24 protein-coding genes are annotated in these 21,097 nt (G+C 61.1%); 11 read left to right on the top strand and 13 right to left on the bottom strand.

The window, feature by feature from the left end; genetic code table 11:
• Positions 1-13 precede the first annotated feature (13 nt).
• Entirely contained in the window at positions 14-424 is a 411-nt protein-coding gene (locus tag ACTJK9_RS02535) for an SRPBCC family protein (RefSeq protein WP_064597619.1), read from the top strand.
• A gap of 122 nt (positions 425-546) precedes the next feature.
• Here ACTJK9_RS02535 and ACTJK9_RS02540 read toward each other — a convergent pair whose 3' ends face one another.
• Both ACTJK9_RS02540 and ACTJK9_RS02545 read right to left on the bottom strand, forming a co-directional pair.
• Entirely contained in the window at positions 547-1,941 is a 1,395-nt protein-coding gene (locus ACTJK9_RS02540) for a sensor histidine kinase (RefSeq protein WP_440811890.1), read from the bottom strand.
• Positions 1,919-2,602, bottom strand: coding sequence for a response regulator transcription factor (locus ACTJK9_RS02545; protein ID WP_007952956.1), 684 nt, complete (start codon positions 2,600-2,602; stop codon positions 1,919-1,921). The genes ACTJK9_RS02540 and ACTJK9_RS02545 overlap by 23 nt, the downstream gene beginning before the upstream one ends.
• A 297-nt stretch (positions 2,603-2,899) precedes the next feature.
• On the opposite strand from ACTJK9_RS02545, the gene ACTJK9_RS02550 reads away from it, so the two are divergent.
• The gene (locus ACTJK9_RS02550) at positions 2,900-3,838 is read left to right on the top strand and encodes a hypothetical protein (RefSeq protein ID WP_085613221.1); all 939 of its coding nucleotides are present in this window, start codon (positions 2,900-2,902) and stop codon (positions 3,836-3,838) included.
• Here ACTJK9_RS02550 and ACTJK9_RS02555 read toward each other — a convergent pair.
• Positions 3,835-4,029 carry a hypothetical protein gene (locus ACTJK9_RS02555; RefSeq protein WP_440811893.1) on the bottom strand — a complete coding sequence of 65 codons (195 nt, stop codon included), beginning with the start codon at positions 4,027-4,029 and terminating at the stop codon, positions 3,835-3,837. The two genes, ACTJK9_RS02550 and ACTJK9_RS02555, sit on opposite strands and share 4 nt — an antisense overlap.
• Before the next feature lie 215 nt (positions 4,030-4,244).
• Here ACTJK9_RS02555 and hcnA point away from each other — a divergent pair, with 215 nt between their 5' ends.
• The 3 genes from hcnA to hcnC are packed head-to-tail and all read left to right on the top strand — an operon-like array spanning position 4,245 to position 7,217.
• Positions 4,245-4,559 carry a cyanide-forming glycine dehydrogenase subunit HcnA gene (gene hcnA, locus ACTJK9_RS02560; protein WP_085613265.1) on the top strand — a complete coding sequence of 105 codons (315 nt, stop codon included), beginning with the start codon at positions 4,245-4,247 and terminating at the stop codon, positions 4,557-4,559.
• Entirely contained in the window at positions 4,556-5,965 is a 1,410-nt protein-coding gene (hcnB, locus tag ACTJK9_RS02565) for a cyanide-forming glycine dehydrogenase subunit HcnB (RefSeq protein WP_440811897.1), read from the top strand. Before hcnA ends, hcnB begins: the two co-directional genes overlap by 4 nt.
• Entirely contained in the window at positions 5,958-7,217 is a 1,260-nt protein-coding gene (gene hcnC, locus ACTJK9_RS02570; RefSeq protein ID WP_440811899.1) for a cyanide-forming glycine dehydrogenase subunit HcnC, read from the top strand. Before hcnB ends, hcnC begins: the two co-directional genes overlap by 8 nt.
• An 87-nt stretch (positions 7,218-7,304) precedes the next feature.
• On the opposite strand, the gene ACTJK9_RS02575 is transcribed toward hcnC, so the two are convergent.
• Positions 7,305-9,113 (bottom strand): monovalent cation:proton antiporter-2 (CPA2) family protein, encoded by a 1,809-nt coding sequence (locus ACTJK9_RS02575; protein WP_440811901.1) that lies wholly within the window; start codon positions 9,111-9,113, stop codon positions 7,305-7,307.
• A gap of 164 nt (positions 9,114-9,277) precedes the next feature.
• Between ACTJK9_RS02575 and ACTJK9_RS02580 the strand changes: the two genes are divergently transcribed.
• Positions 9,278-10,192, top strand: a complete 915-nt coding sequence (locus ACTJK9_RS02580) for a LysR family transcriptional regulator (protein WP_064597602.1) — start codon at positions 9,278-9,280, stop codon at positions 10,190-10,192.
• On the opposite strand, the gene ACTJK9_RS02585 is transcribed toward ACTJK9_RS02580, so the two are convergent.
• The 5 genes from ACTJK9_RS02585 to ACTJK9_RS02605 all read right to left on the bottom strand — a co-directional run bounded on the left by ACTJK9_RS02585 (position 10,182) and on the right by ACTJK9_RS02605 (position 15,156).
• Positions 10,182-10,952 carry a substrate-binding domain-containing protein gene (locus ACTJK9_RS02585; RefSeq protein ID WP_440811903.1) on the bottom strand — a complete coding sequence of 257 codons (771 nt, stop codon included), beginning with the start codon at positions 10,950-10,952 and terminating at the stop codon, positions 10,182-10,184. The two genes, ACTJK9_RS02580 and ACTJK9_RS02585, sit on opposite strands and share 11 nt — an antisense overlap.
• Positions 10,953-10,962: 10 nt before the next feature.
• Positions 10,963-12,255: an MFS transporter gene (locus ACTJK9_RS02590; protein WP_440811905.1), complete on the bottom strand. Its 1,293-nt coding sequence runs from the start codon at positions 12,253-12,255 to the stop codon at positions 10,963-10,965.
• 143 nt (positions 12,256-12,398) lie between these two features.
• Positions 12,399-13,460, bottom strand: coding sequence for a M48 family metallopeptidase (locus ACTJK9_RS02595; RefSeq protein WP_440811907.1), 1,062 nt, complete (start codon positions 13,458-13,460; stop codon positions 12,399-12,401).
• A 28-nt stretch (positions 13,461-13,488) separates the two neighbouring features.
• Positions 13,489-14,535, bottom strand: coding sequence for a M48 family metallopeptidase (locus ACTJK9_RS02600; protein WP_440811909.1), 1,047 nt, complete (start codon positions 14,533-14,535; stop codon positions 13,489-13,491).
• A gap of 24 nt (positions 14,536-14,559) precedes the next feature.
• Entirely contained in the window at positions 14,560-15,156 is a 597-nt protein-coding gene (locus tag ACTJK9_RS02605; protein ID WP_074688846.1) for a LemA family protein, read from the bottom strand.
• Positions 15,157-15,361: 205 nt separating this feature from the next.
• Between ACTJK9_RS02605 and ACTJK9_RS02610 the strand changes: the two genes are divergently transcribed.
• The 4 genes from ACTJK9_RS02610 (at position 15,362) to ACTJK9_RS02625 (ending at position 17,182) form a co-directional block, all read left to right on the top strand.
• Positions 15,362-15,670: an RcnB family protein gene (locus ACTJK9_RS02610; RefSeq protein WP_440811912.1), complete on the top strand. Its 309-nt coding sequence runs from the start codon at positions 15,362-15,364 to the stop codon at positions 15,668-15,670.
• A gap of 100 nt (positions 15,671-15,770) precedes the next feature.
• Positions 15,771-16,235 carry a hypothetical protein gene (locus ACTJK9_RS02615; protein WP_221397634.1) on the top strand — a complete coding sequence of 155 codons (465 nt, stop codon included), beginning with the start codon at positions 15,771-15,773 and terminating at the stop codon, positions 16,233-16,235.
• 154 nt (positions 16,236-16,389) lie between these two features.
• Positions 16,390-16,728 carry an FKBP-type peptidyl-prolyl cis-trans isomerase gene (locus ACTJK9_RS02620; RefSeq protein WP_007952931.1) on the top strand — a complete coding sequence of 113 codons (339 nt, stop codon included), beginning with the start codon at positions 16,390-16,392 and terminating at the stop codon, positions 16,726-16,728.
• Positions 16,729-16,771: 43 nt separating this feature from the next.
• On the top strand, positions 16,772-17,182 hold the full coding sequence (locus ACTJK9_RS02625; protein WP_221397633.1) for a hypothetical protein: 411 nt from the start codon (positions 16,772-16,774) through the stop codon (positions 17,180-17,182).
• A gap of 74 nt (positions 17,183-17,256) precedes the next feature.
• Here the strand turns inward: ACTJK9_RS02625 and ACTJK9_RS02630 are convergent, their stop codons facing one another.
• The 3 genes from ACTJK9_RS02630 to ACTJK9_RS02640 form a co-directional block, all read right to left on the bottom strand.
• Positions 17,257-17,538: a hypothetical protein gene (locus ACTJK9_RS02630; RefSeq protein WP_221397632.1), complete on the bottom strand. Its 282-nt coding sequence runs from the start codon at positions 17,536-17,538 to the stop codon at positions 17,257-17,259.
• A 9-nt stretch (positions 17,539-17,547) separates the two neighbouring features.
• Positions 17,548-17,919 (bottom strand): DUF6124 family protein, encoded by a 372-nt coding sequence (locus ACTJK9_RS02635; RefSeq protein ID WP_085613212.1) that lies wholly within the window; start codon positions 17,917-17,919, stop codon positions 17,548-17,550.
• Positions 17,920-18,356: 437 nt separating this feature from the next.
• Positions 18,357-19,457 (bottom strand): cytochrome P450, encoded by a 1,101-nt coding sequence (locus tag ACTJK9_RS02640; RefSeq protein ID WP_440811917.1) that lies wholly within the window; start codon positions 19,455-19,457, stop codon positions 18,357-18,359.
• Positions 19,458-19,536: 79 nt separating this feature from the next.
• Between ACTJK9_RS02640 and ACTJK9_RS02645 the strand changes: the two genes are divergently transcribed.
• Positions 19,537-20,298 (top strand): ArsR/SmtB family transcription factor, encoded by a 762-nt coding sequence (locus tag ACTJK9_RS02645; RefSeq protein ID WP_440811920.1) that lies wholly within the window; start codon positions 19,537-19,539, stop codon positions 20,296-20,298.
• Here ACTJK9_RS02645 and ACTJK9_RS02650 read toward each other — a convergent pair.
• Positions 20,295-21,038 (bottom strand): SDR family NAD(P)-dependent oxidoreductase, encoded by a 744-nt coding sequence (locus ACTJK9_RS02650; RefSeq protein WP_440811922.1) that lies wholly within the window; start codon positions 21,036-21,038, stop codon positions 20,295-20,297. The two genes, ACTJK9_RS02645 and ACTJK9_RS02650, sit on opposite strands and share 4 nt — an antisense overlap.
• Positions 21,039-21,097 lie beyond the last annotated feature (59 nt).

Below are 21,097 nucleotides of genomic sequence, written 5' to 3' on the forward strand. Positions count from 1 at the left end.
AGACTTTTTATTTATGGCAACAGCATCAGCAACGATCGACATCCCGGCTTCGGCCGATCAGGTCTGGCAATTGATTGGCGGCTTCAACACCCTGCCGGACTGGCTGCCGTTCATTCCCAACAGCGAACTGAGTGAAGGCGGGCGTGTGCGCACCCTGCAAACCGCTGACGGCGGGGTGGTGGTCGAGCGTCTGGAGACGTTCGATAACGCGGGCAAAACCTACAGTTATTCGATTCTGCAGGCACCGTTTCCGGCCACCGATTATCTGGCGACGATTCGTGTTGAAGCCCAGGGGCAGGGCGCGAAGGTGACGTGGTCGGGACGCTTCACGGCCAAGGGCGTGAGCGATGAGGAAGTGGTGGCGCTGTTCAGCGGCATCTATCAGGGTGGCCTCGAAGCGCTGCGCGCGAACTATCCCGCCTGAGTTTCTGCAAGAACCCCTTGTGGGAGCTAGCCTGCTAGCGATAACGGTCGATCATTCATATTCATTGACTGACACACCGTCATCGCCAGCAGGCTGGCTCCCACATGGGGAATACATGAAGTTCAGGACTGTGAAATCAAGCTCTGCCGACAATCCAGCACCAGCTTCGCCCCGCCCAGATCGCTGCGCCCCACCTCAAGACTGAACCCATGCAGGTTGACGATCGCCGCGACAATCGACAGCCCCAGGCCAAAGCCATTCTGCAACTGCCCACCCTCGGCGCGGTAGAACCGCTGGAACACCGCCTCCCGTTCGGTCTCGGGAATACCGGGGCCGGAGTCATGCACCTCGATCCGCGTATGCCCCGCATCATTGACCCCGCGCAACACCACCGTGCCACCGGCCGGGGTGAACTTGATCGAATTGCTCAACAGGTTCGCCAGCGCTTCAAACAGCAACGCTCGATCACCGTTCAGCATCGGCAGCGTTTCCGGCATGTTCAGCTCGAAGCGCAACTCGTCGTCTTCGGCCAGCGGCAAATAGAACTCGTGCAGTTCCTGCAGCAACAACACCGGATCGAGCTCGACAAACCCCGAGCGCCGCTGACGATCCTCCAGTTCGGAAATCCTCAATAAACCGCGAAACCGCGCCATCAGCGTATCGGCCTCGGCCAGCACCAGATCCAGTTGCGCCGCTTCCGGCGAACCTTCGCCGGCCTGCTGCTGCATGCGATACAACTGCGCGCGCAAACGGGTCAGCGGGGTGCGCAGGTCATGGGCGATGTTGTCGCACACGCCTTTGACTTCGTTCATCAAGCGCTCGATGCGATCAAGCATGGCGTTGACGATGGCGGCGAGCATGTCCAGTTCATCGCGGCGATTGGACAGCGGCAAGCGGTGGGTCAGGTCGCCGGCGACAATCGACTGGGCGCTGTCCTGGATCGCCCGGATCCGCCGCAACGGCCGCCGACGCAGCAGATGCCAGCCGATGATCCCCGGCACAATCGTCAGCGACACGCCCCAGAGCAACGCATGCAGAATGATTCTGGTCACCGCGAACAGCGAACCGTTGTCGCGCAGCAGCACCAGCCAGCGGCCGTCGCGGGTCGGGGTGGCGACTGCGTCGCAGCTGTCGGCGGGCAGGGTCGGGTCGTCGGAGTCGGCGCATTCGCTGAGCATGTGGATCTTGCCGTCCAGCGGCAGGCCCTCGGGGATCCTCTGCAGCGCGCCGCCGAGGTAACGGTGCTGGGCGTCGAACAGACCGTAGGCGTCTATGCCGCGAATGTCGAAGGTCATGCTGGCGGCGAGCGCGTCTTCCAGCTGATCGCCGCGAAAGTGCGAAAACAGATGCTGACGTTGCATCAGCGAATGCTTGGCCAGATTGTCGAGGTAACCGGAGACCTCGAAATACATGACCCCCATCAGGATCGCGCTCCAGGCCACGAACAACGAACTGTACAGCGCCAGCAATCGGCTGCTGGAAGAACGCCAACCGTCAGACGGGTTCGGCAATGACATAACCCGAGCCTCGCACCGTACGGATCAGCGGGACATTGCCCGGCGGGTCGATCTTCTTGCGCAGGCGGCCGATGTGCACGTCGATCAGGTTGGTGCCAGGGTCGAAGTGATAGCCCCAGACCTCCTCGAAAATCATCATCCGCGACAGGATCTGGCCGCTGTTGCGCATCAGGAATTCCAGCAGCTTGTACTCGGTCGGCAACAGCGTCAGCACCTGCTCGGCGCGGCGGGCTTCGTGGCTGATCAGGTCGAGTTGCAAATCCGCCACCTGCAACGTGGTCGGTTGTGCTCCGTTGCTGTTCTGCCGGCGCAGCAGCACTTCGACCCGGGCCGCCATCTCATCGGTGGCGAACGGTTTGGTCAGGTAGTCATCGCCGCCGGCGCGCAAGCCACGCACGCGCTCGTCGACGTCGGAGAGGGCGCTGATCATCAGGATCGGCGTCGCCACGCCCATGGTCCGCAGCGTGGTGACGATGGCCAGGCCATCGAGCTCCGGCAGCATTCGGTCGAGGGTGATCAGGTCGTAGTTGCCGCTGACGGCGCGGTCCAGGCCTTCACGGCCGTTGTCGACCCAGTCCACGTCGAGGCCGTGGCTGCTCAGTTCGGCGACAATTTCCCGGGCGGTCACGGCGTCGTCTTCGATGGTGAGGATGCGAGTCATGGTGGGCCTGCTGGTCTGTTCAAACGCAATGGCAGCATTTTGCCAAGATTTTGCGCCTGCGCTTTAAATTAACTTTCATGTTTTAGCGGATACAAACGCTACGACCGGGCTTTTGTGCCAATGCATAAAACCCGCTGTTATCGAGCCGTTGTTGCAAATTGCATGGTCCTAAGAAGTTCAGAGTTTTTAACTGATTGAATTAAAACGATTTATTTAATGTTGGCGACTGGCACGGTCACTGCAATTCATCTGATGACGAGTTGTAACACCATTTTTCATGCCTGGAGCACTACAACAATGAATAGATCCTCTGATGGGTTTTATCCTGCCTACGAAGGAGAGTCGAGCAACGTCTCGGGCGTGTCCTGGGGCGCGATCTTCGCCGGGGCGGCCGCGGCTGCGGCGCTGTCGCTGATTCTCGTGCTGCTGGGTTTCGGTCTGGGCTTCTCCGCCGTTTCACCGTGGGCCGGGGAGGGCGTCAGCGCCAAAGGCCTGGGCATTTCCACCATCATCTGGCTGGCCGCCACGCAAATCATCGCCTCGGGGCTCGGTGGCTACATCGCCGGTCGCCTGCGGGTTAAGTGGGCCAACATGCACGGTGACGAGGTGTATTTCCGCGACACCGCCCATGGCTTCCTCGCCTGGTGCGTGGCCACGCTGGTCACCGCGACGCTGGTGGTCGGTTCGGTCAGCAGCATCGTCAGCGGCGGCGTGCAGGCCGGTGCGAGTGTTGTTGGCGGTGCGGCCGGTGCCATGACGCAAGCGGCCGGAACCGCAGCGGGCAATACCGACAGTGACCAGTACGGTTACTTCGTCGACAGCCTGTTCCGCGATGATCGTCCCGCCGCTGTCAGCGATGACGCCGCCCGTGGCACCGTGACCCGGATCTTCGCCCAGAGCCTGGCCAACGGTCAGCTCAGCGCCGAAGATCGTACCTACCTCGCCCAACTGGTCGCTCAGCGTACCAACCTGACCCAGGCTGACGCCGAACGTCGGGTCGATGAAATCTACGCCCGCACCCAGAAAGCAATCGCCGACGCCAAGGTGAAAGCGCAACAAGCCGCCGACACCGCCGCCAAAGTCGCTGCCTGGACCTCATTGTGGATGTTCATCGCGCTGCTGGCCGGTGCGTTCTTCGCCAGCCTTTCGGCCACCTTCGGCGGTCGCCGCCGGGATGCGGTCGAGTACGTCGAAGTCGAAACCTACACCACGACCACGCTGCCGCCAGTCCGTTAATCAAGGAGAACCACCATGCGCTCACTACTGCTGTTTTTCCTCGGCGTACCGATCCCGATCATCATCCTGATCGCCCTGTTCGTGCACTGATTCCTTGAGGCATATGCCTTGGCCGCTTCCACCTTCGGGTTGAAGCGGCTTTTTGCTTTCTGCGCGGGGCCGAAGGCGCAGAACCGACCAGTCATTTCCATGGCCTGGATCAATATTCGTCGGCGCAATATCCCCTACCGTGAAATTTCCAGGCCCTTGCCGCTGGATCGACTACATTGCTTGCGCGCACTTTGCTGCGCGAGCAAAACCCGCCTGCCGGCCCGATAGAGAGCGATAACCCCCACGAGCCGGCGAGGTGTAGTGCAGCAAGGAGCTGTTTCAACCTCACCTGAACTTTTCACGGATGATCATTGCAATGCACTGCCTAGAAAGAACCTTCGATATCCAGCCTTTGACGCAGGCGGATATGACTGTCCACGTCAACGGCCAGCCGGTCAGCGCCGCTATCGGCGAAACCGTGCTCAGCGTCATTCAGTCCCTCGGCGTGCGCCAGGTCGCGCGCAACGATCACAACCAGATCAGCGGTGCTTATTGCGGCATGGGCGTGTGCCAGTGCTGCCTGGTGAAAATCAACGGTCGGCACAAGCGCCGCGCCTGCCAGACCGTGGTGCGCGACGGCATGCTGATCGAAACCCAGGTCAACCGCATTCACGGGCAGGAGGTGGTATGAGCCTCATTCCGGTAATCGTCGGCGGTGGTCCGGCGGGCATGGCGGCGGCCATCGAACTGGCCCGGCACGGGGTGCGCTGCACCTTGCTCGAAGAGGCGTCGCGCCTGGGTGGCGTGGTCTATCGCGGGCCGCTGCGTGATGGTGTGCAGCTGGATTACCTGGGGCCGCGCTATGCCGAGGCGCTGGGCAAATTGCACGGCGATTTCCAGGAGCAGTCCGGGCTGGTCGACGTGCGCCTCAACCATCGCGTGGTCGGCGCCGAAGGCACGCGCTCGCTGGTGGTGCTGGACGGCGACGAGCGTCTGCACGGAATCGCCTACCCACAGTTGCTGCTGGCCGCCGGTTGCCACGAGCGCAGCGTGCCGTTTCCTGGCTGGACGCTGCCTGGCGTAATCATGCTCGGCGGCCTGCAATTGCAGATCAAAAGCGGCGTGGTCAAACCGCAGGGTCCGGTGGTGATCGCCGGCACCGGGCCGTTGTTGCCGTTGGTGGCGACCCAGTTGCACGCGTCGGGCGTGAGTGTGGCAGGGGTCTACGAGGCCTGCGCGTTCGGCAAGATCGCCAAGGAAAGTCTGGCGCTGCTCAACAAGCCGCAGCTGTTCCTCGATGGCTTGAGCATGCTCGCCTATCTGAAACTGCACGGCATCCCGATGCACTACGGCTGGGGCGTGGTCGAGGCGCATGGCGAAGGCGAACTGAAAAGCGTCAGCGTGGCGCCATATTCGGCGACGTGGGAGCCGGACATGAGCCGCGTTGAGCGCTTCGAAGCGAAGACGCTGGCGGTCGGTTACGGCTTTATTCCGCGTACGCAACTGAGTCAGCAAATGGGCCTGGATCACGGCTTCAGCGACGAAGGTTACCTGCGCGCCAATGCCAACATCTGGCAACAAAGCAGCGAGCCCCACGTGCACCTGGCCGGTGACATGGGCGGGATTCGCGGCGGCGAAGCGGCGATGCTCGCCGGCAAGATCGCTGCCACTTCGATCCTGCTGCAACGCGGCGTGCTGGAAGAAGAGCTGGCGCGCGTTCGTCGCGACCGCTACTTGGGCAAACTCAAAGCCATCGTGCGTTTCCGCGCAGCGGTGGACCGCTACACCGAACGCGGCGTCGGGCAGACCGCCTTGCCGGCGGCCGACACGGTGATCTGCCGTTGCGAACACGCGACCCGCGCCGACATCGACCGCGCGCTGGAGCAGGGCGTGCAAGACATCGCCAGCCTGAAAATGCGCACCCGCGTAAGCATGGGCGACTGCCAGGGTCGGATGTGCGTCGGCTATTGCAGCGACCGTTTGCGGCAGGCCACCGGGCGGCAGGATGTCGGCTGGCTGCGGCCGCGTTTCCCGATCGATCCGATTCCTTTTTCCGCGTTCCAGTCCCTCGGCACGGAGGCCGTTTCCCATGAGTAAGTTCTATGACGTGGTCATTGCCGGCGGCGGTGTGATCGGCGCGTCCATCGCCTACCAATTGTCCAAGCGCAAAGGCCTCAAGGTCGCGCTGATCGATGCCAAGCGCCCGGGCAATGCAACCCGCGCCTCCGCCGGCGGCTTGTGGGCCATCGGCGAGTCGGTGGGGTTGGGCTGCGGGGTGATTTTCTTCCGCATGATGTCGGCCAATCGCAAGCGCGAAACCCAGGGCGCTGCGGTGGCGGTGGACTCCAGCACGCCGCACATCCTGCCGCCGTCGTTCTTCGATTTCGCCTTGCAGTCCAACGCGCTGTACCCGGCGTTGCACCGTGAGCTGCGCGACAACCACGGGATGGATTTCAAGTTCGAAAAGACCGGGCTCAAGTTCGTGATCTATGACGATGAAGACCGGTTGTACGCCGAGCACATCGTCGGCTGCATTCCGCATCTGGCCGATCAGGTGCGCTGGCTGGATCAGGCGGGATTGCGCGAGTCCGAGCCGAGCGTCAGCCATGAAGCGCGCGGGGCGCTGGAGTTTCTCTGCGACCATCAGGTCAGCCCGTTCCGCCTGGCCGACGCCTACACCGAAGGCGCCCGGCAGAATGGCGTGGACATGTTCGTCAACACCAACATCACCGGCGTGTTGCATCACGGCACGCGGGTGACCGGGGTGCAGACGGCTGAAGCCGGGGTGTTCCACTGCAAAAACCTGATCAACGCCGCCGGCGCCTGGGCAGCGGACTTGAGTGAGTGGGCCACGGGCATCCGGATTCCAGTGAAACCGGTGAAAGGCCAGATCCTGCTGACCGAACGTCTGCCGAAAATCCTCAACGGCTGCCTGACCACCAGCGATTGCTACATGGCGCAGAAGGACAACGGCGAAATCCTGATCGGCAGCACCACCGAGGACAAAGGCTTCGACGTCACCACCACCTGGCCGGAAATCGCCGGACTGGTGCAGGGCGCCGTGCGTTGTTTGCCGGAACTGGCGGATATCAACCTCAAGCGCACCTGGGCCGGGCTGCGGCCGGGCTCGCCGGACGAGTTGCCGATTCTCGGGCCGATGGCCGGGGTAGAGGGGTATCTCAACGCCTGCGGGCATTTCCGCACCGGCGTGCTGACGTCGGCGATCACCGGGGTGTTGCTGGACAAACTGGTCAACGATGAACCGCTGCCGCTGGACATCACACCGTTTCTGGCGGATCGGTTTGCGGTGGCGCCCGTGCAGGAAGAGCGGGCGCTGGAGATGGCCTGACTTGTGATCGTTCCCACGTCGAGGCGTCGAACCGTCCGCGTGGGAACGATCAGGGTCAGGCGGTCGGCGCGCGCAGTGTGCGGGAACTCAGGACTTGCCCGATTGTTCTTCCAGTTGATCCGACTCGAACAACCGGGCCAGTTCCGCCCGCGCTTCCTGGGCGGTCTGCAGGACTTTGGCCGCGTCGTCGTACACCGCGTGTTGCGCCTCGAGCACCTGTTCGTCATGGTGCTTGAAGCGCTTGATCCGCGCATCGGCCTGGGCCTGGGTCAAGCCGAGGCCAACCAGGGTGCGACGGCTCATTTCCAGGCTTGAGTAGTAGGTCTCCCGGATCGGATCGGCCCCCACATCCACCAACCGATGCACATGCTGCCGGTTACGCGCCCGGGCGATGATCTTCATGTGCGGGTAGAGCTTGCGCACGATCTCGGCGGTCTTGATGTTGGTTTCCGGATCGTCCGTGGCAATCACGAAATACTCCGCTTCCCCGGCCTTGGCCGCACTAAGGATTTCCGGACGCATCGGGTCACCGTAGAACACCGGCACGCCACCAAAACTGCGCGACAGTTCGATAGTCTCCACCGAGGTATCCAGCGCCACGAACTTGATGTTCTGCGCCCGCAGAATCCGCGCCACGATCTGACCCATCCGGCCCATACCGGCGATCACCACTCGTGGGGTTTCGGTTTCGATCTGGCGGAATTTCTCGGGGACTTCCACCGGTTGCACTTTCGGGCTGACCAGTCGTGCGCAGACCAACAGCAACAGCGGCGTGACCGCCATCGACAGGGTGATAGTCAGCACCAGCAGGTCATACAGGCGCGGTTCGAACAGCCCCTGATCGCGACCGATCTTGAACACCACAAACGCAAATTCACCGCCCGCCGCCAGCACGATGCCGAGGCGAATCGCGCTGACCTTGTTCAACCCGCCGGCCAGACGCCCGACCAAAAACAACAGCGGCAACTTCAGGGCGATCAGCAGCAGCGTCAGCCCCAGCACAGTGATCGGCGCGCTGAGCAGCAGACTGAGGTTGGCGCCCATGCCGACACTGATGAAAAACAGTCCCAGCAGCAGGCCCTTGAACGGCTCGATCTGCGCTTCCAGCTCATGGCGATATTCCGAATCCGCCAGCAGCAGGCCCGCAAGAAACGCGCCCAACGCCATTGACACACCGACCATGTCCATCAGCCACGCGGTGCCGATCACCACCAGCAACGCGGTGGCGGTGGACACTTCCGGCAGACCGGTTTTCGCTACGATGCGGAACACTGGACGCAACAGGTAACGTCCGCCGATCACCACCACCGCGATGCCGCCGAGCACCTGCAAACTGTGGCGCACGTCGTCGGCGGTGCTGGTGTGGTGATCGACCCCCGCGAGCATCGGCACCAGGGCGATCAGCGGGATCGCGGCGATGTCCTGGAACAGCAGAATCGCAAACGCCAGACGACCGTGGGGGCTGGTCAGTTCCTTTCGCTCGGCGAGGCTTTGCAAGCCGAACGCGGTGGACGACAGCGCCAGACCCAGGCCCAAGACAATCGCGCTGTTCAACGGCTGACCGAACACCGACAACGCCAGCACCCCGATCACCGAACCGGTCAGCAGCACCTGCGCCAGACCCACGCCGAACACCGATTTGCGCATCACCCACAAACGTCGCGGCGACAGCTCCAGACCGATGATGAACAACAGCAGCACCACGCCCAGTTCCGAGATATGGCTGACGCTTTGCGGATTGCCGATCAGGCCCAGCACTGACGGGCCGATGATCACCCCGGCAAACAGATAACCGAGCACCGCGCCCAGTTGCAGGCGCTTGGCCAGGGGAACGGTGAGCACGGCGGCCAGAAGAAAGACGACGGCGGCTTGCAACAGATTGCCTTCATGGGGCATGAGCGGAACTCCAGTAACGCGGTACGGCGGGGGGCGACAAGGATAAAGGCTGAAATCATTGCAGATCTACCGCACCGGCTGCTTGAGCAGATGTGCTTCTGTAATAATTTGCATCAATTGGTTACATTTATAGCCTCAGCGAATCAATTCCTTCCGAGTTTTCCATGGCCATCAACTTCGACCTCAACGACCTGCAAGCCTTTCGCGCCGTGGTCGAGCAGGGCAGTTTCCGCAAGGCTGCCGACACCGTGCGCCTGTCGCAACCGGCACTGAGCCGGCGCATCGAAAAGCTCGAAGACGCCCTCGGCGTGAAGCTGTTCGAACGCACCACGCGCAAGGTCAGCCTGACCCAGGCCGGACGCGGTTTCATGCCGAGCGTCGAACGTTTGCTCGACGATCTGGACGTCGCGTTGCTGGGCATCAGCGAAGTCGCCTCGAATCGGCAGGGCCACGTAACCGTTGCCTGCGTGCCGTCGGCGGCGTACTACTTCATGCCGAGCGTGGTCGCCCGTTATCACCGGCAGTTTCCGCGCATCAAAGTCAAAGTCCTCGATTCCAGCGCCCACGACGTGCTGAGCGCGGTGGTCAACGGCGAGGCGGATTTCGGTCTGAGTTTCATGGGCACCCAGGAGGCGGGCGTGGATTTCGAACCGCTGGTGCAGGAGAGCTACGTCGTTGCCTGCCGCCGCGATCATCCGTTGGCCGGGCGTAGCAGCGTGACCTGGGACGAGTTCTACCGGCAGGATTACATCTCGCTCGACAAAACCTCGGGCAACCGTTTTCTGCTGGATCAGGCCCTGGCCAAAGTGGTGCCGCAGCGCCCGAGCATCTGCGAGACGCGGCATGTGACGACCATGATCGGTCTGGTGGAAGCGGGGTTGGGGGTGGCAGCGGTGCCGCTGATGGCGATGCCGGCGGCGGATCATCCGATCCTGACGCGGGTGCCGCTGACCGAGCCGCAAGTGATGCGCAGCGTCGGCATCATCAAACGCCGGGGTCGAACGCTGACCCCGGCGGCACTGGAACTGGAGCGGCTGGTGGTGGAAATGAAAGTCCAGCCGCCGACGGTCAGCGCTTGACCGAATCCAGCCCGGTGGCCTGCACGTCAACCTGGGCGGCAGGTGCGGCCAGATAAGCGAGCAACGCCTTGGCTTCCTGTGGATGCTGCGCACCCACCGGAATCCCCGCTGCAAACCGCGTGACCGACTGCACCGATTCCGGAATCTTCGCCACAAAACTCACTCCCGGCACCGGCAGCAATTCGCTGACCTGCTGGAAGCCCAGTTGATAGTCGCCGGTGGCGACCACCGAGCCCACCGGGATTTTCGGGATCATCTTCGCCTTGGGTTTCAGCTGATCTTCGATGCCGAGTTTCTTGAACAATTGCTGCTCGATGTACACGCCGCTGGCGCTGTCGGAGTAGGCCACCGACTGGGCGTCGAGCAGGGTTTTCTTCAGGGCGTCGACGTTGCTGATGTCCGGTTTCGGCGCGCCTTCGCGCACCACCAGGCCGATTCGCGAATCCGCCAGTTCCACCCGCGACGCCGGGTCGACCTTGCCTTGCTTGATCAAGTCATCGAGGGCATAGCCGACCATGATCACTACGTCAGCCTTTTCGCCACGGGCGAGGCGATTGGGGATTGCCTCCGGCGCCTTGCCCATCGACGGACCGAGTTGGGTGTCCAGCGTGTTGCCGGTGGCGGCGGCGAATTTCGGCCCGAGGATCTTGTAGGCGGCGGTGAAACCACCGGAGGTCATGACGCGCAGTTCTTCGGCCTGGGCCGCAACGTTGAACGCAAGACCGGCGAGCAGGGCTGTAACGGTAAACAGTTTTTTCATGGTGATGTTCTCAGGCAGTAACAGGTTGCAGACGACCGCCGGCCCGGCGATACAGATAAAGCGTGGCGCACAATGCACACAGTGCGCCGATGCTCATCCAATAACCCGGTGCGGCTTTGTCGCCGGTGTACTCAATCAGGAAGGTCGACATTGCCGGGGTGAACCCGCCGAACACGGCAGTGGCGAGGCTATAGGCCAGGGAGAAACCGGCCACCCGCACTTCCACCGGCATGATTTCGGTCAGCGCCGGGATCATCGCGCCGTTGTACAGGCCGTAGATAAACGACAGCCACAACAGCGACAGCAGCATGTGGCTGAAGCTCGGCGCCTGCACCAGATACGACAGCGCCGGATACGTGGTAGCCAGAGCCAGCAGCGCCATGGCGATCAGCACCGGACGGCGGCCGACGCGATCGGACAATGCACCGCCAATCGGCAGCCAGAAGAAGTTGGAAACACCCACCAGCAGCGTCACCAGCAACGCATCGGAAGTGCTCAGGTGCAGCACGGTTTTGCCGAAGGTCGGTGCGTACACGGTAATCAAGTAAAACGCGGTGGTGGTCAGGGCAACCATCAGCATCCCGCCCAGTACCACGCCCCAGTTCTGACCGAGGGTGCGGAACACTTCCTTCATGTTCGGACGATGTTTGCGAGCGGCGAACTCTTCGGTTTCCGCCAGATTGCGCCGCAGAAAGAAGATGAACGGCACGATCATGCAGCCGACGAAAAACGGAATCCGCCAGCCCCAATCGGCGACGGCTTGCGGCGCCATCCACTGGTTCAAGCCATAACCCAGCGCTGCGGCGACGACGATCGCCACCTGCTGACTGGCCGACTGCCAGGCGGTGAAAAAGCCTTTGCGACCGGGTGTGGCGATCTCCGAGAGATACACCGAAACCCCGCCCAGTTCGGCACCGGCGGAGAAGCCCTGCAGCAGCCGTCCGATCAACACCAGCGCCGGGGCAAACAGGCCGATGGTTTCATATCCGGGCACCAGCACAATCAGGATCGTGCCGCTGGCCATGATCGACAGGGTGACGATCAAACCTTTGCGACGACCGACGTCATCGATGTACGCGCCGAGCACGATAGCCCCCAGCGGACGCATCAAAAAGCCTGCGCCGAACACTGCGAAAGTCATCATCAGGGACGCGAACTCGCTGCTCGCCGGAAAGAACACCGCCGCGATCTGCGTGGCGTAGAAGCCGAACAGAAAGAAGTCGAACTGTTCGAGGAAGTTACCCGAGGTCACCCGGAAAATGGCGCCGGCCCGCGAGCCGCCGTGTGGGATTGAGGCTGTCATAGAAAAGTACTCCACCGCTTTTATGACGTGCGCGACGGGGAGGCGGCGCACGGTTTTTATTGGGGCGGATAGTGGCGCGCAGGGATCGATTTGTTAATTGCATTGTTGGCATGGATTGATGTGCCAAGCGGATCAATGGCGTGCTATGGCAGCTCTTTTTTCGGCGCTGTCCGCACGGTTCTGGCGACCATCGAGTCCTGCTGTGGTGCGGCGATGCTCACAAAAATCCCGTCCCAATCAGGGTCTATCCTGCGAATGCGTTCACGCAGATCCGGATGGCCCGAGAGCAGATGAGCGCTGGAAGTGCCAGGGCTGAAAAACAGGTGGCTGAACTCGGCAGCGCGGGCTGCCTTGAGGGTCGAGCCCATTTTATACCCGCCGATTTTCTTCAGTGCCCCGGCGATACTGTCGGGGTTGCGGGTGTATTGCACGGCGGTCGCATCGGCCAGGAATTCGCGTTGCCGGCTGACCGCAGCCTTGATCAGGTTGCCGAAGAACGTCCCGGAGAATCCGACAATGCACAGTGCAGTGCCAAACATACTGGCCAGAATGGTCGGCTGTTTACGATTGGCAGATGAGTGTGGTGTGTCCTCAAGACAGCGCAAGAGATGGTTTCCCGCCAGCCCGATCACCATGATCCCGTGGACGACCGCGACCAGTTGAGTGTTCAGGCGCATGTCGCCGTTATAGATGTGGCTGAATTCGTGGGCGATCACGCCTTGCAGTTCATCGCGTGACAACAGGCTTATCGCACCTTGAGTGACGCCGATCACTGCATCCTGAGGGGTGAAACCGGCGGCAAATGCATTGATGCCCTGATCCGGCAACAGGTACACGCAAGGAACGGCGGTGCCAGAGGCCAAGGCCATTTCCTCCACCACGTTGACCAGGCGGCGCTCTTCCAAAGTCCGCGCGTCATGGTTGATCAGACGACCACCCAAACGGCGCGCGACCACTTTTCCGCCCCCTGTCAGTTCGATGTATTTGGCCAGCCCGCCGAGCAACACAACCGCCGTTACCAGCGCCGCGACGGTCGCGAAAAACTGCCAGTTCGACGCCAGGTTCTCCAGCGTTTTGCCGTATGAGAACGGCAGAATCAGGAGCATGCAGGACACAAGAATCAAGCCGAGTACGGCGAGAAACATCAAGATCACGAGCTGCACCGAGCGACGTTTGGCCCGGCACTGTTGTTCAAAGAAATTCATCTGACCATCCGTGGACGTGGAGGCTGAATCAATCCGCGGTTGCCGCCATCTGATCTGGCACCGGTTTGCCCGCTGCGGCAGCCGTCGTAAAACTCCCGTCCCACTGCGGATCGATCCGACGAATCCGTACGCTCAGATCAGGGTGGGTCGCAAACATCCGGCTCAGCAAACCTGAGCCGCCGGTGCTGAAAAATAAATGACTGAACTCGGCGGCACGGGGCGAGCTGATCACCGAGCCTTGTGCATGGGCGCCGATTTTTTTCAGGGCACCGACAATGCTTTGCGGATTGCGCGTGTACTGCACCGCGCTGGCATCAGCGAGGAACTCACGCTGACGACTGACAGCCGCCTTGATCAGATTGCCGTACAGATTCCCGATAAACCCGGCCACGCACAGTGCGAAACCGAGCGCAAAAACCACCAGCATCAACCGCACGTCGCGTTTGTCGCGCTTGAGCAGGCTGACCATTATGTAAGTGCCAGCCAGCCCCAGCACCAACAGGCCGTGCACCACCGCCACCAGTTGCGTGTTGAGGCGCATGTCCCCGTTGAAAATGTGGCTGAATTCATGGGCGATCACCCCTTGCAGTTCTTCTCGTGTCAGCAGCTTCACCGCGCCACGGGTCACACCAATCGCCGCGTCCTCCGGTGTAAATCCGGCCGCGAAGGCGTTGATGCTTTCGTCGGGCAACAGATACACCGCTGGCATGCAGGTGCCGGAGGCAATCGCCATTTCTTCGACGACGTTCATCAACCGCTGCTCGTCCAGGGTTCGCACATTGCCATTGAGCAGGCGGCCAGCCAGTTTCTCCGCGACGACTTTGCCGCCCGCGCGCAGTTGCCGATATTTGAGCAGACCGCCAATCACCACGATGCTGCTGATGAACGATGCGATAACGGCCATTGCCAGAAACGCATCCGCCAGCGTGCCGGTCCCGCTCAGGTAATCCTCAAAACCATTGAAGACGAAGGGCAGGCTGGTCATCCCGATCAGCATGACAATCGCCAGAATCATCAGGTAAACCAGCCGTGACGTTTGGTTTCGGGCCTGGGTTTGTCGTTCAAAAAAAATCATCGGGCCATCCATGGAGAGAAGAAGTCAGAAAGAAACGTTGGGCGCGGTCTTGATGGCCAGCGTATCGGCGAACTTCAACGGAACCGCATCCTCGCGATGGCCAAAACTGGCCGCCAGCAGCACCGCCGGAAAACTCTGCTTGAGCGTGTTGTAGGTCATCACCGCGTCGTTGAACGCCTGGCGCGCGAAGCTCACCTTGTTTTCGGTGCTGCTCAGCTCTTCGCTCAGTTGTTGCATGTTCTGCGACGCCTTGAGTTCCGGATAAGCTTCCAGCGTCAGGTTCAATCGACCCACCGCGCTGCTGAGTGCGCTGTCCGCCAGCCCCAATTGCGCGATGTTCTGGGCGCTGCCCGGTTTCGCCTGTGCAGCCTCAAGTCCGGCCACTGCGGCATTGCGCGCGGCGATCACCGCTTCGAGGGTTTCGCGCTCATGGGCCAGATAACCCTTGGCGATGCTGACCAGATTGGGGATCAGGTCATAGCGGCGTTTGAGCTGCACTTCGACCTGGGCAAATGCGTTCTTGATCTCGTTGCGCCGGGCAACAAGTTTGTTGAAAAGACTGACAGCGTAGAGCCCCAGCAGCGCCAGCAACACCAGATTGACGATGAGATAGATTTTCACGGTGATGTCCTTGTTCACTCTGTGGGGGCGCGCGATCTTATCGCAAATGGATGCCGTTGACTGTATTCGCCCGGTGGCGGAAGAGCCCGGATCGCGTTCCGGGGCGCGACTACAATCTCCGGTTCAGCTTCATCAAAAAAACAAGGAATGATTCCAGAGCCGCGCAGTCGGAGTTCAGGTATCACATATCTCAGGAGGTTCACCGATGAACAACAAGACCCTAATCGCCAGCCTGGCCCTCGTCGCCGGCATCGCCGGGATCAGCCCTCTCGTTCAAGCGGCGCAAACCTCGAACGATACCATCGAACAATCACCGACCGGCAACCGCGAACTGAACGTCAACGACCGCGCCCCGGATATCTACCAGCGCAGCGAAAAAGCCATCAAAAACTGGAAACAGAAAGGCCTCAAGCAGCCGGAACCGCAGGCGCAGTGGGTGCAGATCAATGACAAATACGTGATGGTGATGATCACCAACGGGACGATTGTCGCGATTCAGCCGGTGGAGCGCTGACCTCAAGCAACAATTGGCCATGGACGGTTGATTGCATTCGAGCGCCGTTCCGGTAAAACGCGAGGGGCGTTTCGAGTGACTGGATGTCAGGAGCAAATCGTTGAACAAGAAACCCCTTTATCGCAAAGAAAACACCACCGCCCACAACGTTTGGCGCAACAACCCGGGCGGGCATTATCGGCATCAGCGAAACACCAAGGCTGAAATCCACAGCGAGGCTGCACGCGGTTCGATGCATGGCATCAAGCATCATGGCTACGATTACACGCCGTTGTTTCGCTTTCTGTTGTCGCGTGTCGGCGGTGATTGGGACGAGATTTTCAGTGAGGCGGTGTCGCGGCTGGATCGGCAGGAACCGGTGTTCTGGATGGTCGCTCTGCATGAACACGAGCGAAGGGATGTGGTGGGGGTGGGTGAGTCCAGCATCTACAGCGGGTTATACGTCGATGAGAACAAGCGCCTGCAAATCGTAAATCCCGCCCTGAAAGCCGAAGACATGACGCCCAACTGCCAATGCTGCACGCATACCTTCAATGGCGTTGTGTTCGGTACACCCGAGCGCTGAAATTCAATCAGCCCGGCCATGACTCAGCGTCTGTCCGCCACACAATCCTCATTCGCGGTCAACACCGGAAACAGCGGCAACCTTGGGCCAAACGGTTGCCAATGGCCGGTATTTCTGGGAAAACGGCGGCCAGCGGAACAGTAGAGCGAATGTTATGAATGATGAACTGCAGATAATCGATCTCCAGCCCGGTGACGGAAAAGCCGCCGTCAAAGGCGCGTTGATCACCACCCAATACACCGGTTGGCTGGAAGACGGCACCGAATTCGATTCGTCCTGGAGCCGGGGCAAGCCGTTTCAGTGTGTGATCGGCACCGGTCGGGTGATCAAGGGTTGGGATCAGGGGATCATGGGGATGCAGGTTGGCGGCAAGCGCAAACTCCTGGTGCCGGCGCATCTGGGTTATGGCGAGCGGACGATGGGCAAGATTCCGCCGAATTCGAATCTGGTGTTCGAGATTGAGTTGCTTGAGGTTTTGACGCGGGAGGATTGATGACCGGAGGTCATCTTGTTCGAACGGCTCAAGGATCAGGTCGATGGATGTTGAACAGATCATTTACAAAACTGTTGAGTGGTTGACTATCGAACACCCGGGGCGACGGAGCCCGATTTACAACATCCAGTTGGTATTCTTCGCGGCCATGATGATTTTTTTGTGGTTCGCCGGAAAGGATGTCCTCGCACGGCGAGAAGCCTTTCTGGCCCGCAAGGCTCAGGTCTTGGCGTCAAAGCCACTGTCCGCGATTTCCTTCGCCGAGGAAGACGGGCAGAAGGTCAGACTCACCGGCGTTTTGCAGGAGACGGAAGGCGCTTACACCGTGACAGTGACTCGTGACGATGACAAAGAAGCCACTGTTTCGTCCCGCGAAGGGTTGCTTTCGCTGGAAGAGGTCGAGGCTTACTTGAGGGCGCATACGCCTTTCGTTCTGGCTGACTTTCGGCGTTAACCACATCTGCACACAAAACCCGCAGCCTCCCTCAACGGAGGCTGCGGGTTTTTTCTTGCCTTGCGCCCCGGGTATTACGCAGCCATTACCATCTCATCCAGCGTCGCGGCAACCGTGCCGGTCAGGCTTGGGAATCTGCGTTTTACGCTGGCGAGTGCCGGCAGCAGGCGGTTGCGGTCCAGTTCGCCATGGTCGCGGGCAATCTGGACGAGGGCGGTGAGGGCGGCGCTGACGATGGATTTCCGTTCGCTCTCGAGCAGTAGCAGACAGGCTTTCTGGGCCCATTGGCTGTCTTTCTCGTTGAGGCCGATGGAGATCAGGGCGGCGACGATGTGTGCATCGGATTTGCTTTCCATGGGTGTTCCTCAGGTCGTGGCATCGAGAGTGTCCAGCGCCCGGTTCACCGCGAGTTCGCCACACATCACCACTTGGGCGATGCCCAGCACGGTGCTGCGGTAGGGCGGGTCCAGCAGCGCGGCGAAGTCGCTGAGCATCACGCTGGCCGAAGTCATCGATTCGCAGGCGTGGGCCAGCAGGGCATGCTGATCCAGGTCGGGGGCGACGAGGAACATGCGGCCGGGGCAGTGTTGTTTCGGGGCGGTGGGTTTCAGGTAATGGTCGAGGGCGCGCTCGGCGGCTTCGTGGAGTTTTTTTGAGTCGGTTGTGGAGTAGGGAGAGGTTGGGTCGGATTCGTTGGGTACGTCAGTTTCGGGTGGATTAGGCGTAGGTTTGAACATTTTGGTGGTATCCGTAAATGATGCTGACACCACCTTGCGACTAAACAGTGAGGTGGCAGCTGTACGCAGGTTAGTCGACCGGGGAACACACCAAACCCGGTGCACCCGAAGGTGCCCTGCGCACGGCCGCCATAGAGTGCAGATATGCGAAATATCTGACTGGATGGAGCTTGTGCATGGTTTGTGGTTCCCGAGCGACTAAACCCGTTCACTGACCATTCAGTGATGCGAATCAAGTTACTGGCAGGCCCCAAGCCGCACAAGCCGGCGGATTCTGGCGTAGTTGTAGGCAAAGGCGCAAGGCGATGTAGCCTCTCGGATGAGGGCAAAATGATGCTTCATTTTTCAGTCCGCCATCGCGAGCAAGCTCGCTCTCACAGAGTTGTGCGTTCTCTCAAATTCCCTGTGGAAGCGAGCTTGCTCGCGATGGCAAATGTTCATGCACCGACAATGCTGAACATCGGAATTCGTCCATTCAGCGAAGGCCGGTAGTGCCACGCGAGTCTTCCCGGATCAATGTCGCGGGCGAGGATTTCGGTGAGCGTGGCGCTGGCGATCGTCATTGCCAGCATCTGTCCGGGACATTGATGCCGACCGCTGCCGAACGTGAAACTGCGACGATTCGGGCGATCCGGCATAAAGCGATCCGGGTTTTCATTGAGTGCCGGGTCGCGATTGGCCGAGGCCAGCAGCACCAGAATCACATCGCCGGCTACCAGCCGCACGCCGTCGATTTCGCAGGTGTTCGCCACAAATCGGCGGGTGTTCTGCACCGATGGATCGAAGCGTTGGACTTCAGCCAGTAACGAATCCACTGACGCCGCGCGTAATTCAGGCTGACGCTGCAACGCCACCAGCGCATTGCCAATCAACCCGGCAGTGGCCTCGAATGCCTGCGAACAGAGGCCGATCAGGTTGGCGAGCAGCACGTCCTCATCGCCGACAAAACGCTGGCGAATGTCGGCGAGAAACAGATTCGGATCCGCCAGCAATTCGATGAAGTATCCGCGCAATTGCTCCGCCGCCCGATGGGCCGCTGCCAGTTGCAGGTCATTGCTCAACGGCGACAGGCATGCCGCGAAATCAGCCGTCAGTTCACTGATGACCCGCGCCTGCGCCGGGGTGAACCCGAGCAGCGATGCAACCACGCACACCGGGCCGCGAAACATGGCTTTATAGAGGCCGTCGGCATCGTTTGTGATCAGCCGCGCGGACACCAGCGCGCTGACTTCTTCCCGATCAATCAACCCCAACGGTGGCTCGATGGCCGAACGCGGGCAGCGCTGAGCCTCGCCGTCGTTCATGCGCATCAACTGGCCGAACACCTCGCCCGCCAAGCCATCGGCAATCGCCTTGGGCACCGGCTCCTGCACCGGACGCACCCGGCAATCCGGATGCGCCAGCACCGCGCACACCGCCCGGGCGCTGCTGGCGACCCACAGTTTCAGTCCGTGATGAAAAGTCAGCCCGCCCGCCGCGCGCAGTTCGGCGTAATAGGGGTAGGGGTCGGCGTGAGTCGCAGCGATGATCGGGTCCATGGATCGCAACCTTGTCGGTGGGGAAAGTGTTGCTACTATCTCCAGTCCTTGAGGGCGATTATTCGTCCGGGAGCGAAATATGCACGCAGAACATCAAGACATTGGCGTTTCGCAAGTGGCCGCCGCCATCGCGGAACCGGCGCGGACCAAAATGCTGTGTTCGCTGATGGACGGCCACGCCCGAACCGCCACAGAGCTGGCGACCCTCGCCGACGTCAGCGCCTCGACCGCCAGCGCGCACCTGTCCAAGCTCAAGGACCTGGCGCTGGTGCGTCTGCATGTTCAAGGCCGCCACCGTTATTACAGCCTCGCCGACAAGCGCGTGGCCCAGGCGCTCGAAGCGCTGATGGTGATCGGTCAGAACCCCGAGCCGACCTTCAAACCGCACACGCCGGATCGCCTGCAATTTGCCCGCACCTGCTACGACCATATGGCCGGGACGCTTGGGGTGTTGCTGCATGACCGCTTGCTCGAGGCGGGATGGCTGGTGGAAACCGATGAGCAGGTTTATCGCCTCAGTGAAAGCGGGGAGGCGTTGTTTGAAGGCTTGGGCATTGAGGTCAAGGATCTGTCGACGCTGCGCCGCCGCTTCGCTTGCCCGTGTCTCGACTGGAGCATGCGTCGGCCACATCTGGGCGGTTCGCTCGGGGCGGCGTTGTTGCAGGCTGCGTTGAAGCGCAAATGGGTGACGCAGGATCTGGACAGTCGCGCACTGACCCTGACGGTGCAGGGGCGCCGAGAATTGTTATCGCGCTGGGGTCTGGTTTTGCTCGAGTCCGGGCGGGATTCGTCAGGTCGCCAGTTGACGGAATCCACGCCCGGATCGGTGCATGTGCGTTAGCTCAAGGTGTATCCGCTATCGACCACCCAATCCTGACCGATGACGCCGCGTGCGCCATTGCCCAGCTGAAAAAGAATGACGTCGGCCACCGCCGCAGGTTCGAGGAATTGTCCGCCCAATAGTCGTTTGTTGACGCCTTGGGCCACGTCGCCGAGCGCTTCGTCACTCAGGCCCAGCGTTGACCAGATCGGCGTTGCGGTCGGGCCGGGGGAGACGCAATTGATGCGCACACCGTGGGGTGCCAGCTCGACCGCGAGGGTTCGGGCGTGGGCGATCAATGCCGCTTTAGACGCTATATAGGCGGCCAGCCCGGCGAAACTGATGCCGGCCAGAAACGTACCGATGAACACCACTGACGCCTTGTCTGCAAGGTGCGGGCGCAGGGCGGCCAAGGTGTTCAGGGCGCCGGCGCCGTTCACTGCCCATTGGCGATCGAACGCCGAGCTGTCGAGCCCGTCGGCGAGCTCCGCAATACCGGCGTTAGGGATTACGAAATTCACCGGACCGAGGCGTGCAGCCTGTTCGGCCAAAGCGTTTAGGTCGGAAGCTTGAGTGACATCGCCGGGTTTCCACACCAGTTGCTGCGGATACCGCTCAAGCAGTTCGGCCAGTGGGCCGAGCTTTCGCGACATGGCCAATACGCGCGCGCCCTGATCCAGCAGACGCTCGGTAGCGGCCAGGCCTATGCCTGAACTGGCACCGGTGATGACGGCAAGCTTGCCCTGAAAAACATGATCCATGTTCGACTCCCGTTTTTGGTCTTCAGCCAAATGGCTACCGGGAGCCAGTCAATTTTCGG

The sequence above is a fragment of the Pseudomonas sp. 22082 genome, from assembly GCF_052046055.1.
Lineage (GTDB): Bacteria > Pseudomonadota > Gammaproteobacteria > Pseudomonadales > Pseudomonadaceae > Aquipseudomonas > Aquipseudomonas pharyngis.